The sequence below is a fragment of the Methylocucumis oryzae genome (assembly GCF_000963695.1).
GTDB classification, from domain to species: Bacteria; Pseudomonadota; Gammaproteobacteria; order Methylococcales; family Methylomonadaceae; genus Methylovulum; species Methylovulum oryzae.
In genome coordinates this window covers 14805-28359 of record NZ_LAJX01000017.1, presented here as the reverse complement: position 1 = coordinate 28359, position 13555 = coordinate 14805, and the positions used below count along the sequence as shown (strand labels likewise).

Here is a 13555-nt window from a genome sequence, read left to right as displayed (position 1 = left end):
TTACGCTGGTTTTATAAGAAAAGCATATTTCATGCCTGATATAAGGATAACTGTAGTTATTTTCAAGTGTATTGTAATATATTGATTTTTAATATTTATTTTTTTATCGTGATGACATGGATACTGCCTATCGGCATTGCGTTTAATTTGTAAGCTGTGCCTATCCGTGCAATATGTTGTTGTTATGCACCAAATAAAGCATTTTTTAGATAATTGTTAACCGTATGTGAATAGTAAAAATCCTAAAGCATGATAAACCCAAGGTGAGTGTTACCAACAGTCGCCATATTCCATCACCAACAAATGGCAATCAAATAAGGCCTGGGGAAATTTTTATCGCGATGAAAAGCCTTAAGATAACGTCTAAGAAAAAATAAATGACTAGGCTTCTGGCGGCAACCGCCCAAAGTTTATTAGAACTATTGACTGAACAGCGCCAAACAGCAGTCGCCCACCAAACCATGGGCAGGAATAACATGCCATGCACGGTCTTCCAACTTGCTATCGTATAAGACACGCTGTTGGCTCGGTAATCGATATAAGCAAACACAACATTAGCGAAGATAAAAAAAAGGCCAAAACGCTCGCCATAATGCAGCATCGCCTAGCCACATATTGCGTAAAAGTGTGTACCAACCATCACCTAGGTTTTCTTCCCATATTGGATTGTTAGCGGGCGTATAAAAGTAAAGCAAACTGGCTATCGTCGCTAAAAAACAAAATAAATTCAATGAGATTAAATAAGCTGGTATAGGATAAAACAATGGGTATGGAGGTAATAAACATAGCGGTGACGGTAAAAGGATAAAGGATTGAGTTGTGATGCGCATAGCAAAACACACAAGGATTTTCTTTACGCTGTTGTGAATAATTAACATAACTTATTCATTTTTAATGTCAAAATTAAATCATCCTATTGATTTTAAAGTGCTTACGCTTGACAGTCTAACTATGAGTTATTACAGTCCAGGCGCTTGAGCGCAGGTTTTTCTGTTGTTATCTCTACAGCCTGGAGGAAAAAATGTCAAATATCCAACGTCTCCGCCGTCTAAGTTTTTTATTCGCGATAATGTTCTCTTGGGCTGTGTGGGCTGAGCCACCGGCCGAATGTGTTGATCCTTATGCTCAGCCACAGTACCCACGCACGCCAGATACTGAAGTCGTAACGCCTACCGATGATGCGGCTAGATTTTTAAATATGGCGACTTTTGGCGCCAATCCGCGCGATATAAACCATTTAAAGCACTTCACCTATCAGCAATGGATTAATCAACAAATGAGCATGAAGGCTTCATGTCATTTGGAGTCGCTGAATATTACCCAAGATAACAATGATCGTAATAATCGCATTGAAGTGTGGTTTAGACATGCGGTTACGGCGCCTGATCAATTACGTCAACGAGTAGCTTTTGCACTTTCTGAAATTTTTGTGGTGTCTGATATGAATTCCGGTATACCACCCCATGCGCTTACTGTTTATAACGATATATTAGTGCGTAATGCGTTTGGTAATTTCAGAGACTTGTTAGAAAAAGTAACCCTATCGCCAGCTATGGGTTCTTATTTATCGATGTTAGGCAATCAAAAACCAAGTCGCGCTAAAGGCATTCGCGCCGATGAAAATTTTGCTCGTGAAATCATGCAGTTATTCACGGTAGGTTTGGTGCAGCTCAATGCTAACGGTGAGCCTTTATTAAAAGACGGTACGACCGTACCCACATATAATCAATCTGATATTGAAAATCTTGCCCGCGTGTTTACCGGTTGGAGCTGGGGAGATTCACTCTCGTTTTTTGATGGTGATGACTGGCGTATTAGCATGAAAGCATTTCGCGCTTTTCACGACCGTGATGGAAAAGTCATCATCAATAAAAAACGTATTGCTGAAAACCAAACGGCGGAAAAAGAGTTGGATATAGCGTTGAACACGCTATTTAATCACCCCAATGTAGGGCCTTTTATCGGTTTAAGACTGATTCAACGCTTAGTGACGAGTAACCCTTCACCGGAATATATTGCCCGTGTCGCTAAGAAATTTAATGATAATGGCGACGGTGTCCGGGGCGATATGAAGGCGGTTATTAAAGCGGTATTGTTAGATCCCGAAGCCCTAGGCGGAGTTAAAGTCAATAAACGCTTTGGTAAGCTACGCGAACCGTTGTTAGTGCTAACTCATTTATGGCGCGCGTTTGATGCTAGCACGGCTGAAGGTACATTACCGTATTACTACCCGGATTACACCATAGGCCAAGCGCCATTATCTTCACCTAGTGTCTTCAATTTTTTTCGGCCTAATTTTGCCCCAGTGGTGCGCTTAGCAAAAACGGTTTAGTTGCACCCGAGTTTCAATTAGTCAACGATGCGAATAACACCAGTTTTCATAACGAACTATGGGGTTTGACGCAATGGTATTACAAAGGTAATCCTTATATAAGTAGAAATAATATTTTAATTAATATCAGCACCTTAAAGAAAAATGCTAAAAATACAAAAGAACTCGTAGGCTATTTAGACACGGTGTTAACGGGTAAGCAATTACCAGAAGAAACCAAGCTAACCATAGCCAATTATGTGCGTAAAATCGATTTAGGTAGAGCCGAAAATAAAGGGGTAAGACGTTCTTTAGAAGCGCTTTACTTGGTAATGAGTTCACCTTTTTATTTAATTCAACGCTGAGGAGCATTCAAATGACGCGCACACGCTTAACAACACGACGCGATTTTTTACAGTACACGCTCGCAGCGGCAGCCGGATTGAGTAACCGTTCGGCGGCACTTGGTTTTTTAGCCGGTACTCAAGCGGCGGCTGTACAAGCCGCAGATCAAGATTATCGAGCATTAGTATGTATTTTTTTAGGCGGCGGCAATGATGGCTATAATGTTTTAATACCTACCGATTCTGAGCGATATGGGATTTATAAACAGGCTAGGTCAAATTTGGCGTTGGCTAAAGAAGATTTATTAGATTTAGCCGGGAATAATGCGGGACAGACCTATGCTGTCTGGGATGCGGCGCAAGAGATGCAACAGATGTATAACAACGGACGCTTAGCATTTGTCGCTAATGTCGGTACGTTATTACAGCCGACTCAAAAGAAAGATTACGAATCCGGTAAAAATCTACCCCCCAGCTATTTTCTCATAGCGACCAGACCGACCAAGCCATGTCCAATCAATTAGATGCGTTGCAGCGAGTCGGTTGGGGCGGGCGCATCGCAGATTTATTATCTAATTTAAATGGCCCTAATGCGTTGCCTTTAGGGATTTCTATTGCTGGCAACAACTTATTTCAAATCGGTGAAACCGCCGTACCTTATTATCTAAGCTCTTACGGTGTTGAGCGCTTTCGGTCACTAATGGGGGGCAAAAGATCCTAGAACGCGTGCGTTTAGAAAAATCTTAGAACAAGCTTCACTCGGTCATCGGTTACTAGAACGAGAATATGCTAATGCAGTGGGCAAAACCCTTGACCTTAGTGAATCACTGATTAAAGCGTTGGAAAAGAGCAATTCTGGCTCTCAATCTTGGCCGGGCGGGTATTTGTCGGATCAGCTAGAGATGGTTGCTAGAATGATTAGCGTTAGGCAAGCCTTTGGCATGAATCGGCAAGTGTTTTACGTCACGCATGGTGGTTATGATACGCACGATAATCAAATCGATAACCACAGCCGCTTAATTTCTGAGTTATCGGAGGCTATTTCTACTTTCCATAACGCGATGGAACAACTCGGTGTGGCGAGTAATGTTACGAGTTTTACATTATCTGAATTCGGTCGCACCTTAACGTCAAACGGCGATGGTACTGACCATTCTTGGGGTAATATTCAAATGGTGGCGGGCGGCTCAGTCTTAGGCGGGCAAGTGTATGGGCAATTCCCCAATCAAACCCTAGACGGTCCCGATGATTCTGGCTATGGGCGTTTGATTCCAACCACATCAATAGAGCAATATGGGGCAACGTTAGCCGCGTGGTTTGGCGCGGATGATAGCGAATTACACACACTATTTCCGCATTTAGACCGGTTTGCTACAGCTAATTTAGGTTTTATGAGTTTGTAGAGGTTAAACTCCGCCGAACCAATCAGTTCGGCGTGAGCATTCATATTAACATCTTAGTTTTTTTAGTTTCGATTTATTAGCTGTCATACGGTATTAATAATTCAAGCCTATTTTTTATAACTTAGTGCTTAATTCAGGATACTTTATGACTGCGTTACGAGACGAAATCGTCAATATCATAGAAGGCGAGCGACTGACGCCTATTTTTCAGCCTATTATTTCATTATTGCATAAAGATATTTTGGGCTATGAGGCGCTCATACGTGGACCTTCGGACAGCTCGCTACATAGCCCGTACAATTTATTTAGTGCTGCTGAACGTCATGGCCTAAGCACAAAGCTTGAATTTTGTTGCCGCAAAATCAGTATTCAATACTATTCCCGCTTAAAATTAGCCAAAAAGCTCTTTATCAATGTCAGCCCGTCGGTATTATTACAGCCGGATTTTAAAATGGGCATGACGTTAAAATATTTAGAGCAAGCCGGCTTAGATCCAAAATCAGTTGTCATAGAATTAACCGAAAGCCAACCGACCGATAATTACCCGTTGATGCGCGACGCAGTGATGCATTATCGGCAGATGGGCTTTGAAATTGCTTTAGATGATTTAGGCGCGGGTTATTCGGGGTTAAGACTATGGTCTGAGCTATTACCCGACTACGTTAAAATTGATAAGCATTTTATTCATGGCATCCATGAAGACAGTGTTAAATACAATTTTGTCCGCTCGATACAAAGCATTGCCAGTTCATTGAATTGCAATATTATTGCTGAAGGTGTTGAAACCAAAGAAGAATTTAAAACAGTAGAGTCTTTAGGGATTACCCATGCGCAAGGGTATTATTTTGCCAGACCTAACGCACAACCGCCTGAGCGCATTGATCCTGCGTTATTAGTAAGCAATCGTATTTCACCATTATTAGTACATTCATTTAATGGCCATTCTCCACAGACTAGATCTATCTTAAAAATAGTTGAGCCAGTGACGTCTGCAACCAGCATTAGTCAAGTAATGGATTTGTTTCAGCAAAATTCACAATTAACCATGATTCCCGTGGTCGATAATCTATTGGCGACCGGCATCATTTTTCGCGATAGGTTTTTATCTAAACTGTTTTCTAGTCGATATGGCTTGGAATTGTATGGCAAAAAACCAATTAGTTTGTTCGTCAGTAAAATGCCGTTAATGTTTGATGTTAACACCCCTCTGGAAACGGTGAGCCAAATGCTGACATCGAACTCGGAAAATGATTCGGCGTTTTATCGTGACCGAAAACAGTTATTATCTAGGTGTAGCGACGGTTTTAGACTTGCTCGAAGAGATTACCCGGCAACAAATCATAAATGCCAAACATGCTAACCCATTGACGTTATTACCTGGTAGTGTGCCAGTGAACGAACGTATCAATCTATTTTTAAAAGAAAAAATTCCATTTACGTTTGCTTATTTCGACCTGGATAATTTTAAACCGTATAACGATAAGTACGGTTATAGCGCTGGTGACAATGTGATAAAAGCAGTAGCTGAGCTTTTATCTAAGTTCGTTGACGAGCAACATGGCATTATCGGCCATATTGGCGGCGATGATTTTATTGTCGTTTTTTTATGCGAGGATTGGTTAGTGCGTTGCCAAAACATGCTTAGTCATTTTGCTGAATTAGCGCCTACTTTTTACATTGAAGAAGATAGGCTTAAGGGCGGTATAGTGGGCGAAGACCGCGCGGGGTTAAAAACATTTTTTTGCCTTAGTCAGTTTATCAATCGGCATTGTTGATAGTTTTGCAACTAGTCAATGTTTAACTCACGTCGATCTTTCCGACCTTGCTACCGGGGCGAAAAAGCAGGCTAAGAAAATTCCAGGTAATAGTTTTTTTATTAACCAACGCTTGCGTCTTAAAGTGGAAATGATTGATGCTGTTGATAATGAAACGGCGTTGTCTTGAGAGCTTACTAATTGATTAACAAGGTGTAATCAGGTGTTGGTCAATAACGTTGTCACAGATAATAAGCAAATCTACTGGATTTAGGAAAATGATGGGCAGTTGGGTGCATTTGATGCACCATAGCCAAGTTATTTGGTGCATGAAATGCACTCTACTTGGCTTCATCAAGAGACACCCAACGCAAAGCTCAGCGGTGTAGTGTTAGCGGAGTCCTTTGGAGCGTTGGGTTAGGCTGGTTGATGTTTTTGCTACTTCCAGCAAATACCGAAGTGCTTTGTTTACCGCTTCATCATTCGGAAAAGCTTCTGCAATATCAGGTTCAAGAAGTACTACATTGGTTTCCTCCTTGATCCGGTTTGCATATTTGCCACGCACGATTTCACCGAAATCTGATCGTTTGTATTCTGGTCTGAGTTCGTCAGCCATCTCTGATTTAACCTTCTTCATAAATTTGCCTCTCAATATTAGTCGCTAGTCGTGCCGAAATGATGCGAATCGCATTATCTCTATCGGTATGTGCCACCGTAAGTAATCGCCCTTGGGAGGAAACACCAAAGGTTACAAATCGTTCCTCGTTATCCGAGTGGTCAGGGTCATGCGTAGTAGCCGAAAATACATCGCGTAATGCACTGCTCGCTTCTTCAAAGGTAACGCCATGTTTGCGTCGGTTTGCCGTGGCTTTTTTCGGATCCCATTCAAAATGCATACTTCATGACTCTTTTTAGCTTCCATTCGGCTGAACGCCTGTTGCCATACGGATTTGTCTTTTGAGGAATGGTGAGGAGTTCATGTTTAATCGGTTTAACTAGTAATTAAATAGTTTCTGTATATCAACTTTAAGACTTAGTTATTTTGATTAAGTCTTTGACAAATAATAATTATTCTTTCTGTATATCATTCAAACTGCATTAATTTCTAGTCAGAGTGGTCACGTTAGTCCGTTTCGACTTTAACGCCCATAAAACATGCTATAAAAGCTGACTAAAGAGCATCAAATTTGATGTCATTCTATGTCCACAGATTCTACCGTCATTTTTTACTAAAAAACACCACTACACCACAAATTTACCAAGGTGTTGATGGACGAATAATTTGTGTGCCGTTTAAGGCTGTAGATATAGATTGGCGTAGCGTTTTTTTCATCATTACAACATCTCCCGCTTAAGCCAATGGCACAACACATACAACCCCCAAATATGTTGTTTTATTTTGCCTTTGCGTCCCATGTCAAGGCATTGCGCTAATGCTTCTTCATTAAACAATCCGGTTTTAGCGTTGACGCTTTCGATTAATTCTAAGCCCGATGTGGTTAATAACCAGTCCAAATAAGGATAAGCAAAACCTTTTTTCTTACGGGCGATAATGGGTTCGCTCAGATACCGGCGTGCGATTTGTTTTAACAAGGCTTTGCTTTCACCTTTGCCAATGCGTAGCAACGGGTCTACGGATAACACTAAGTCGGCTAAATTATGATTTAGAAACGGAGCGCGGGCTTCTAGCGTATGCGCCATGGAAACGCGGTCTAGCTTGGTTAAGAAATGTTCGCCAACGAAGAGTTGTAAATCGATAAAACTATACCATTGCGCGGGATGTTGATGAGCGCTGTGTTCAAAGATGGCTCGGTAAGGCGCTAAAAAACGTAGTGAAGCGTTATCGCGAATATTTTGCCGTAACAACCGATTTTGTTGTAAATCGGTAAATTTTTCGCCAGAGGTGCGGAATAACAACGTGTTATCAAAAACACGTTTATACCATTCCCATTCTTTATGCATGGAAAAATGGGCGTGGAAATAGTTTTTTAACCAGTTTTTATGTTTAAGTTGGGCGAGTTGCTCAATATCTAAGCATTCAAAATATTGCCTATAACCTAAAAATAATTCGTCGCTACCTTCGCCGCTTAACACGACTTTAAAGCCTTGTTCGGCGATGTGTTGCATCAGCATATAAAGCGGTAACGCTGCTGGGTCGTTGAGCGGTTCATCGAGAGCGGTTAACACGTGGTCGAGTTGCTCAGCAAAATCATCCCGGCCAATGACGACTTCATGATGTTCTAAACCTAGCTCAGTGGCGGTGATTTTGGCATTGGTCCGCTCATCATCTCGGCCATAGCCTTGATAGCCTAAGGTAAACGTGGGTAGTTTTTTACCTTGCTCGGCGGCGATTGCGCAAAGCATCGCGCTGTCTAGGCCGCCTGATAATAACGCCGCGACCGGTGCTTGTGTGTCTAAACGACTGCGTAGGCTGTCGTGTAGTTGTTGTTCAATCAAACTTAATGCGGTTGTAGCATCGTTGATGGCAGACGCTGGGCAAGCCAGCGGTTGGTAATAACGCTGACGAGTTAGTTGCCCGCGTTGATAACACAGCCATTCGCCACTGGCGAGTTTTTCTATGCCTTGATAAAACGTATGCGGTGGCGTAGGGGCTAAAAATGATAAGTACGAGTGTAGCGCGTCTTCATTAAGGCGCACGCTGGCTAAAAACGGCTTAACGGCTTTGAGTTCCGAAGCAAATACTATCCCTTGCGGGGTTAAATGATAAAACAGGCTTTTTTCACCGAAACGGTCGCGCACTAGATAAAGTTTGTCACCATCCAATAAGGCAAAAGCAAACATGCCATCAAAATGTTGTACACAGTCAATGCCCCAGGTTGCATAGGCGGCGAGAATAACTTCGGCGTCGCTTTCAGTTTGCCAAACTGCGTTTTTCAATACACTGCGTAATTGACGGTGATTATAAATTTCGCCGTTAAAGCTGAGTAATAAGTTGCCGCGTCGCATGGGTTGATGAGCGCGTGCATGAGTGTCGGTAATGGCTAATCGGTGGTGAGCAAGAAAAAGCTCAGGTTCTTCGATGATGCTGCTGTTGTCACGTCCTCGATGGGCAAGCGTAGCAAACGCCGAACGCGCGTGTTCGGGTGAGTAAGGGCCTAGGATTCCGAAAATGCCGCACATGGTAAGTGTAATGAGTTGTGTTTTTGAGGTTATGAGAAAGATTAAATTCCACGTTGAGATTTGCAATAACGATTATTGTTGCAACTTAGTCCGTGCGGATTTTGTGTTACCTATTATGGCTTAGTGATTTAAAAGAAGGCTGCCAAGTATTATGTTTAAATTGGACTATGCCTTCTGTTTCCAATGAAGGACAGCACAAAGCATCAGTGGTTCTCAAACTCGCGCCTTTAAACCAAATAGCATTTTGTTTGGAAAAAAATTTCGGTGGTATGTTGGGGAAATTTGTCTGAAGTTTGTGCGGGTGAAGAATATTGGTAATCGATGAAATATTGATCATAAGCGCCTGGCTTAACCGCAACAAAAACAGGGCGATTCATGAGATTGCCCCCGCTACAACCCAGGTCGACTGAGAATAATCCAACATAGAGTCGTTCATCATTTAGAAGATGGGGAACGATATTTTGGGGATTAAACCATATTGAGCAACCTAAGGTTTCTGCATATTTTGTAATTACGGCTTTGATCTTGTTATTGTCTATATGCTCAGGTTCGGGCCAAGGTTGCTCTTCAGCAAAGCAAGCATTGAACAGAACTACTAATGAAATCAATGGAAATCTGAATATTTTCATTTGCGAAATGGGGTTATTTTGCCAATGACGGCGTCTTTTTATGGATAAACACCCGTTTTTGCGTTCTTGCCCATAACACATTGCCTAGCCGTGGTTTTTTGATTTCGAGAAAAGCTTGTGTTGCCTCCACTCTAAACGGTTTAAAGCTAGCGCAATAATCGTTTGAATAGTAATTATCTAAGCTATCGAATGCTTCTGTTAACCAGCATTCATTACCATCAGTTACCAGAGCTGTAACCGCTCCGCCTAATGCATTGGTGCCAGGAGGTTGGCCTAGATGTTCCCAGCCTCCGGTTTCAGTTTTTCGGTATAAGTCAATTAAAGCCGTGGCGTTAAAAATACCGCGTTCAGGAGTTTGAAATTGCATGAATTGTGAGCGACCATCATCGGATGGCGACACTTCATGCTGCCAATTTTGACCAAAATCGTTGGAATAATAAATGTTGTTACCAGAGTAAAGCCAAACTTGCTGATTTTTGACGAAGATGTCTTGAATATAAAAGTCATCGCTAGGGTCGGTGAGGGTGTCTTCACGCCAGGTTTCACCAGCATCTAAGGTTTTTAATAAGCTATGTCCTGAGCTTGCGCTGCTACTAAAGGGTTCGATGTTGACAGCGACAACACCGGTTTTAGCGTTACTCATCGCCAATTGCAATAGGCATAGATGATTTAGGCTAAAGACTTTGCGCCAATGTTTGCCGCTGTCTTGAGTTTTGTAGATATGGCTAGTAAAGCTGTTGGTGTCGTTATGGTAAGTAGAGGCGGCTAATAATGCTTGCTGAGGTGTTAGCGCGACAAGTTGTTGCAAGCTGCTATTGCTATCTAAACCTTTAATGCGCGTATTAAACCAGCTTTGGCCTTGATCTTGGGTTATGCTTATTTTTTGGCTTTGCGTCATCACCCACGCGGTTTTATTGTCTATGGCCGATAAATAGTGGATTGGGGTGGCTAGCGTTAAAACCTGCCGCCAGTCTGCTCGGGCTAAACCCGTCTGTATGATTAATAGTAAAATAAGTAATGCGTGATAACGGTGCGTCGCCATTTTGTTATTCCCCAGACATTGGTTGCTGTTAGAATTATACATGAATGACCTATTATAGACGTTTTGCTGAATATTACTTTTCGGAGTGCACTATGACGGATGATGAATTAAAAGCATTAGTAGCCAGTCTTGCTGATAGACAACAAGAGACGCTTAAAATGTTTGACCGATTAGACCGGTTGTTTCAAGAGACAGACAGACAAATTCAAGCATCGCAAAAAGAGACGGATAAGCAGTTACAAGAAACGGGTAAACATATTGACGAACTACGGCTATCTCATAAAGAGCACGAGACGCAGATGGCAGAGCTGCGTTTAGCGCAAAAAGAGACGGATAGACAGCTGCGAGAGACGGATAAGCAGTTACAAGAAACGGGTAAACATATTGACGAACTAAGGCTATCTCATAAAGAACACGAGACGCAGATGGCAGAGCTGCGTTTATCGCAAAAAGAGACAGATAGACAATTGCAAGAAACCGATAGGCAGTTAAAAGAAACTGACAGGCAATTACGCCGTCAGCTTAAAGAGTTAGGTAAGCAAATAGGCGGTTTAGGCGAGAAGTTTGGTGGGTTTACTGAAGGGATGGCGTTTCCGTCGATGACGAAAATTTTTGACCGAGCGCTTTGGCATGGAATTCGTCACACCTAGAGTCAAAATTAAAAAAGGTGGCGATACGTTGGAATTGGACGTATTTGCTTATGCTAATTCCGAGCGCAACGAGGCGTTTATTGTCGAAGTTAAAAGCCATTTACGCCCAGAAGGCATTACGCAATTACAGACTATTTTAAAGCGCTTTCGGCAGTTTGCGCCGGAACATAAAGATAAAAAACTTTACGGTATGCTCGCCGTCGTCGATGCGTCGGAGGATTTGCGTCAAGAAGCCTTAGCCAATGGTTTTTACATGGCGGGAATTCATGACGAGCAATTTATTATCGAAACCCCCAAGGATTTTAAGCCTAAAAGCTGGTAACAGGGCTTATCTTGGCTACCAACGTAAGGCGGGACAGAGTATTCAGGGTGCAGGACGCCGTAAATACATCCCTGTAGGCTTGGTGACAGCATCCCTGCTGCCAACACCTGCACCCTAAATACCCTGTCCCTGCTCAAGTGTGTAGCGCTTATCTTCATAGACCACGAATACAATTAGACGCTAGGCGTTAGTTAAAGGAGTTTTACATGTCATGCGAGGCGTTGTTAACAGCCGCAGCTCAAGGCTTATTTCCGCTAGAATTTGATTTAAATACCGCACGAGCTAACCCTAAGTCTTTAGTCATGAGTGTTAGGGCGTATAAGATTAGACCGGCGCAACCTGCCGATTTAGCTGAGCTAGTCGCATTAGAGCAACAGTGTTGGTTAAAGCCTTTACAAGCATCTGCCGAAACTATTCAGCGGCGTTTACAAGTCAATCCCACCGGGCAATTAGTTGTTGTGTTAGATGATGCTGTGGTCGGTGTAATTTATTCGCAGCGTATTAATGACGTAGATGGATTGTCACATCATACGATGGCTTCTGTTGAAGCGTTACATCAGGACAACGGCGCTATTGTGCAGTTATTAGCCGTCAATATTAAGCCAGATAGTCAACAACGCGGATTAGGTGATGAGTTGTTAGAGTTCATGTTGCAATACGTGGGCCTAATGGGGGTTAACAGTGTTGTTGCCGTATCGTTAGTCAAAGCCGGGATTAAACCTAGCGCTATGACACTCACAGATTATCTGCAGTATAAGGATGACCGTGGTTTTTTAATCGATCCTATCTTGCGCTTCCATCAAGCACACGGCGCTAGCCTGGCAGGTGTGATTACTGATTACCGATTGACGGTGAATAATGAGCAACGTGCCGGAATTATTATTCATTATGACTTACTTAAAACGCCGTCCTCAGCGTGTTGACTATAGTGCGGTCAACAATGTCAATAACATGTCTTTAGATGCGTTAACTCAGCATGTGCATGAATTAATACTAGCTGGGTTGGGTACAGCTAAACAGGCGGCTTTTAGCCAAGAGCGCCCACTAATGGAAATGGGCTTGGATTCAGCAGATTTATTACAACTGAATGAGCGTATTACTTCACAATTCGCCGTTAACTTACCACCTGTATTTTTTTTCCAATACAACACGGCAGCAAAAATTATTGCTTATTTAAGCTATGCCTTGTCGTTGTCAAATCACCCAAAGCCGACGTCAGAGCGCTTATCTCAGCAATCCGCGCCCACCAAAGAACCGATTGCGATTATCGGTATGGCTTGCCGGTTACCCGGTCATGTTGATTCACCCGAAGCGTTTTGGCAGTTATTAATCAATCAACACTCTGCGCTTTCGGCAATTGCTCCTGCAATGCTCTACTACACGCCATCCATGGCGTTAAGCGAGCTAGACCAACAAGACCGCAAGTGGTTACAGACTGGGTCACACTATGTTAATCACGGCGGATTTATCGATGATGTCGCTTGTTTTGACGCGCCTTTTTTTTCGGGTTTCCGCTGCAGAAGCCGAGTTAATGGACCCTCAGCAGCGTTTATTATTGGAATTAAGCTGGGCCGCGTTTAGAAAACGCCGGTTTGGCGGCTAGCGAGGTTAACAACACTGATACCGGCGTGTTTATCGGAGCGAGTAGCTCTGATTATGCCAGGTTATTAGAACAATCCGCATTAGAGAGCGCAGCACATTACAGCACGGGCGCGTCGGCGGCGTTATTAGCGAATCGTATTTCGTATTTTTTTGATTGGCATGGGCCGAGTTTAACGCTGGATACGGCGTGTTCAAGTTCGTTAGTCGCAGTGCATCAAGCGATAAAAGCGTTACGGGCCGGTGAATGTCAACGGGCTTTAGTCGGTGGTGTTAATTTAATCTTACATCCGGCTAATAGTATCGCGTATGGTGAAGCAGGTATGTTAGCGCCAGACGGTTGTTGTAAAACCTTTTGAC

18 protein-coding genes and 1 pseudogene are annotated in these 13555 nt (G+C 42.8%); 13 read left to right on the top strand and 6 right to left on the bottom strand.

Annotated elements, in window-relative coordinates; genetic code table 11:
* Nucleotides 1-310 precede the first annotated feature (310 nt).
* A complete protein-coding gene (locus VZ94_RS02345; protein ID WP_045778008.1) occupies nt 311-601 on the bottom strand; it encodes a hypothetical protein in 291 nt (96 codons plus the stop codon).
* Nucleotides 602-1021: 420 nt separating this feature from the next.
* Between VZ94_RS02345 and VZ94_RS02340 the strand changes: the two genes are divergently transcribed.
* The 7 genes from VZ94_RS02340 to VZ94_RS27750 all read left to right on the top strand — a co-directional run bounded on the left by VZ94_RS02340 (nt 1022) and on the right by VZ94_RS27750 (nt 5833).
* Complete coding sequence (locus VZ94_RS02340; protein ID WP_082081319.1) at nt 1022-2332, top strand: DUF1800 domain-containing protein; 1311 nt, start codon at nt 1022-1024, stop codon at nt 2330-2332.
* A gap of 65 nt (nt 2333-2397) precedes the next feature.
* A complete protein-coding gene (locus VZ94_RS22065; protein WP_052700136.1) occupies nt 2398-2676 on the top strand; it encodes a hypothetical protein in 279 nt (92 codons plus the stop codon).
* A gap of 11 nt (nt 2677-2687) precedes the next feature.
* Nucleotides 2688-3179, top strand: coding sequence for a DUF1501 domain-containing protein (locus VZ94_RS02335; RefSeq protein ID WP_045778007.1), 492 nt, complete (start codon nt 2688-2690; stop codon nt 3177-3179).
* Nucleotides 3164-3376 (top strand): hypothetical protein, encoded by a 213-nt coding sequence (locus VZ94_RS02330; protein WP_045778006.1) that lies wholly within the window; start codon nt 3164-3166, stop codon nt 3374-3376. The genes VZ94_RS02335 and VZ94_RS02330 overlap by 16 nt, the downstream gene beginning before the upstream one ends.
* Before the next feature lie 76 nt (nt 3377-3452).
* Nucleotides 3453-4058 (top strand): DUF1501 domain-containing protein, encoded by a 606-nt coding sequence (locus VZ94_RS02325; protein ID WP_052700135.1) that lies wholly within the window; start codon nt 3453-3455, stop codon nt 4056-4058.
* A gap of 145 nt (nt 4059-4203) precedes the next feature.
* Nucleotides 4204-5418: an EAL domain-containing protein gene (locus VZ94_RS02320; RefSeq protein ID WP_239649567.1), complete on the top strand. Its 1215-nt coding sequence runs from the start codon at nt 4204-4206 to the stop codon at nt 5416-5418.
* Nucleotides 5369-5833: a GGDEF domain-containing protein gene (locus VZ94_RS27750; RefSeq protein WP_239649566.1), complete on the top strand. Its 465-nt coding sequence runs from the start codon at nt 5369-5371 to the stop codon at nt 5831-5833. Before VZ94_RS02320 ends, VZ94_RS27750 begins: the two co-directional genes overlap by 50 nt.
* A gap of 370 nt (nt 5834-6203) precedes the next feature.
* Here VZ94_RS27750 and VZ94_RS02315 read toward each other — a convergent pair whose 3' ends face one another.
* The 5 genes from VZ94_RS02315 to VZ94_RS02295 form a co-directional block, all read right to left on the bottom strand.
* Entirely contained in the window at nt 6204-6449 is a 246-nt protein-coding gene (locus VZ94_RS02315) for a hypothetical protein (RefSeq protein WP_045778005.1), read from the bottom strand.
* Nucleotides 6436-6708: a BrnT family toxin gene (locus VZ94_RS02310; RefSeq protein WP_045778004.1), complete on the bottom strand. Its 273-nt coding sequence runs from the start codon at nt 6706-6708 to the stop codon at nt 6436-6438. Before VZ94_RS02310 ends, VZ94_RS02315 begins: the two co-directional genes overlap by 14 nt.
* A gap of 439 nt (nt 6709-7147) precedes the next feature.
* On the bottom strand, nt 7148-8953 hold the full coding sequence (asnB, locus tag VZ94_RS02305; RefSeq protein WP_045778003.1) for an asparagine synthase (glutamine-hydrolyzing): 1806 nt from the start codon (nt 8951-8953) through the stop codon (nt 7148-7150).
* 227 nt (nt 8954-9180) lie between these two features.
* Nucleotides 9181-9582, bottom strand: a complete 402-nt coding sequence (locus VZ94_RS02300) for a hypothetical protein (RefSeq protein WP_045778002.1) — start codon at nt 9580-9582, stop codon at nt 9181-9183.
* 13 nt (nt 9583-9595) lie between these two features.
* Nucleotides 9596-10624, bottom strand: coding sequence for a WD40/YVTN/BNR-like repeat-containing protein (locus VZ94_RS02295; protein WP_045778001.1), 1029 nt, complete (start codon nt 10622-10624; stop codon nt 9596-9598).
* Nucleotides 10625-10716: 92 nt separating this feature from the next.
* On the opposite strand from VZ94_RS02295, the gene VZ94_RS26735 reads away from it, so the two are divergent.
* The 6 genes and pseudogenes from VZ94_RS26735 to VZ94_RS30090 all read left to right on the top strand — a co-directional run bounded on the left by VZ94_RS26735 (nt 10717) and on the right by VZ94_RS30090 (nt 13554).
* Complete coding sequence (locus tag VZ94_RS26735; RefSeq protein WP_204369020.1) at nt 10717-11274, top strand: hypothetical protein; 558 nt, start codon at nt 10717-10719, stop codon at nt 11272-11274.
* Nucleotides 11237-11596, top strand: coding sequence for a hypothetical protein (locus tag VZ94_RS26730; RefSeq protein ID WP_204369019.1), 360 nt, complete (start codon nt 11237-11239; stop codon nt 11594-11596). Before VZ94_RS26735 ends, VZ94_RS26730 begins: the two co-directional genes overlap by 38 nt.
* A gap of 206 nt (nt 11597-11802) precedes the next feature.
* Nucleotides 11803-12519, top strand: coding sequence for a GNAT family N-acetyltransferase (locus VZ94_RS22060; protein WP_052700134.1), 717 nt, complete (start codon nt 11803-11805; stop codon nt 12517-12519).
* Nucleotides 12455-13090 (top strand): annotated as a pseudogene (locus tag VZ94_RS30095) (acyl carrier protein); the annotation flags it as partial. The gene VZ94_RS22060 and the pseudogene VZ94_RS30095, both read left to right, overlap by 65 nt.
* Nucleotides 13044-13199, top strand: coding sequence for a beta-ketoacyl synthase N-terminal-like domain-containing protein (locus tag VZ94_RS32625; RefSeq protein ID WP_369126291.1), 156 nt, complete (start codon nt 13044-13046; stop codon nt 13197-13199). The pseudogene VZ94_RS30095 and the gene VZ94_RS32625, both read left to right, overlap by 47 nt.
* On the top strand, nt 13189-13554 hold the full coding sequence (locus tag VZ94_RS30090; protein WP_052700132.1) for a beta-ketoacyl [acyl carrier protein] synthase domain-containing protein: 366 nt from the start codon (nt 13189-13191) through the stop codon (nt 13552-13554). Before VZ94_RS32625 ends, VZ94_RS30090 begins: the two co-directional genes overlap by 11 nt.
* The last annotated feature ends 1 nt before the right edge of the window (nt 13555 follow it).

Excerpts from the sequence above, each read along its gene's own strand:
- VZ94_RS02310 (WP_045778004.1), bottom strand. The coding sequence starts at position 6,708 with ATGCATTTTGAATGGGATCCGAAAAAAGCCACGGCAAACCGACGCAAA.
- VZ94_RS02345 (WP_045778008.1), bottom strand. The coding sequence starts at position 601 with ATGCTGCATTATGGCGAGCGTTTTGGCCTTTTTTTTATCTTCGCTAAT.
- VZ94_RS02340 (WP_082081319.1), top strand. The coding sequence starts at position 1,022 with ATGTCAAATATCCAACGTCTCCGCCGTCTAAGTTTTTTATTCGCGATA.
- VZ94_RS02330 (WP_045778006.1), top strand. The coding sequence starts at position 3,164 with ATGTCCAATCAATTAGATGCGTTGCAGCGAGTCGGTTGGGGCGGGCGC.
- VZ94_RS26735 (WP_204369020.1), top strand. The coding sequence starts at position 10,717 with ATGACGGATGATGAATTAAAAGCATTAGTAGCCAGTCTTGCTGATAGA.
- VZ94_RS22060 (WP_052700134.1), top strand. The coding sequence starts at position 11,803 with ATGTCATGCGAGGCGTTGTTAACAGCCGCAGCTCAAGGCTTATTTCCG.
- VZ94_RS02320 (WP_239649567.1), top strand. The coding sequence starts at position 4,204 with ATGACTGCGTTACGAGACGAAATCGTCAATATCATAGAAGGCGAGCGA.
- VZ94_RS02300 (WP_045778002.1), bottom strand. The coding sequence starts at position 9,582 with ATGAAAATATTCAGATTTCCATTGATTTCATTAGTAGTTCTGTTCAAT.
- asnB (WP_045778003.1), bottom strand. The coding sequence starts at position 8,953 with ATGTGCGGCATTTTCGGAATCCTAGGCCCTTACTCACCCGAACACGCG.
- VZ94_RS02295 (WP_045778001.1), bottom strand. The coding sequence starts at position 10,624 with ATGGCGACGCACCGTTATCACGCATTACTTATTTTACTATTAATCATA.
- VZ94_RS02315 (WP_045778005.1), bottom strand. The coding sequence starts at position 6,449 with ATGAAGAAGGTTAAATCAGAGATGGCTGACGAACTCAGACCAGAATAC.
- VZ94_RS32625 (WP_369126291.1), top strand. The coding sequence starts at position 13,044 with ATGTTAATCACGGCGGATTTATCGATGATGTCGCTTGTTTTGACGCGC.
- VZ94_RS02335 (WP_045778007.1), top strand. The coding sequence starts at position 2,688 with ATGACGCGCACACGCTTAACAACACGACGCGATTTTTTACAGTACACG.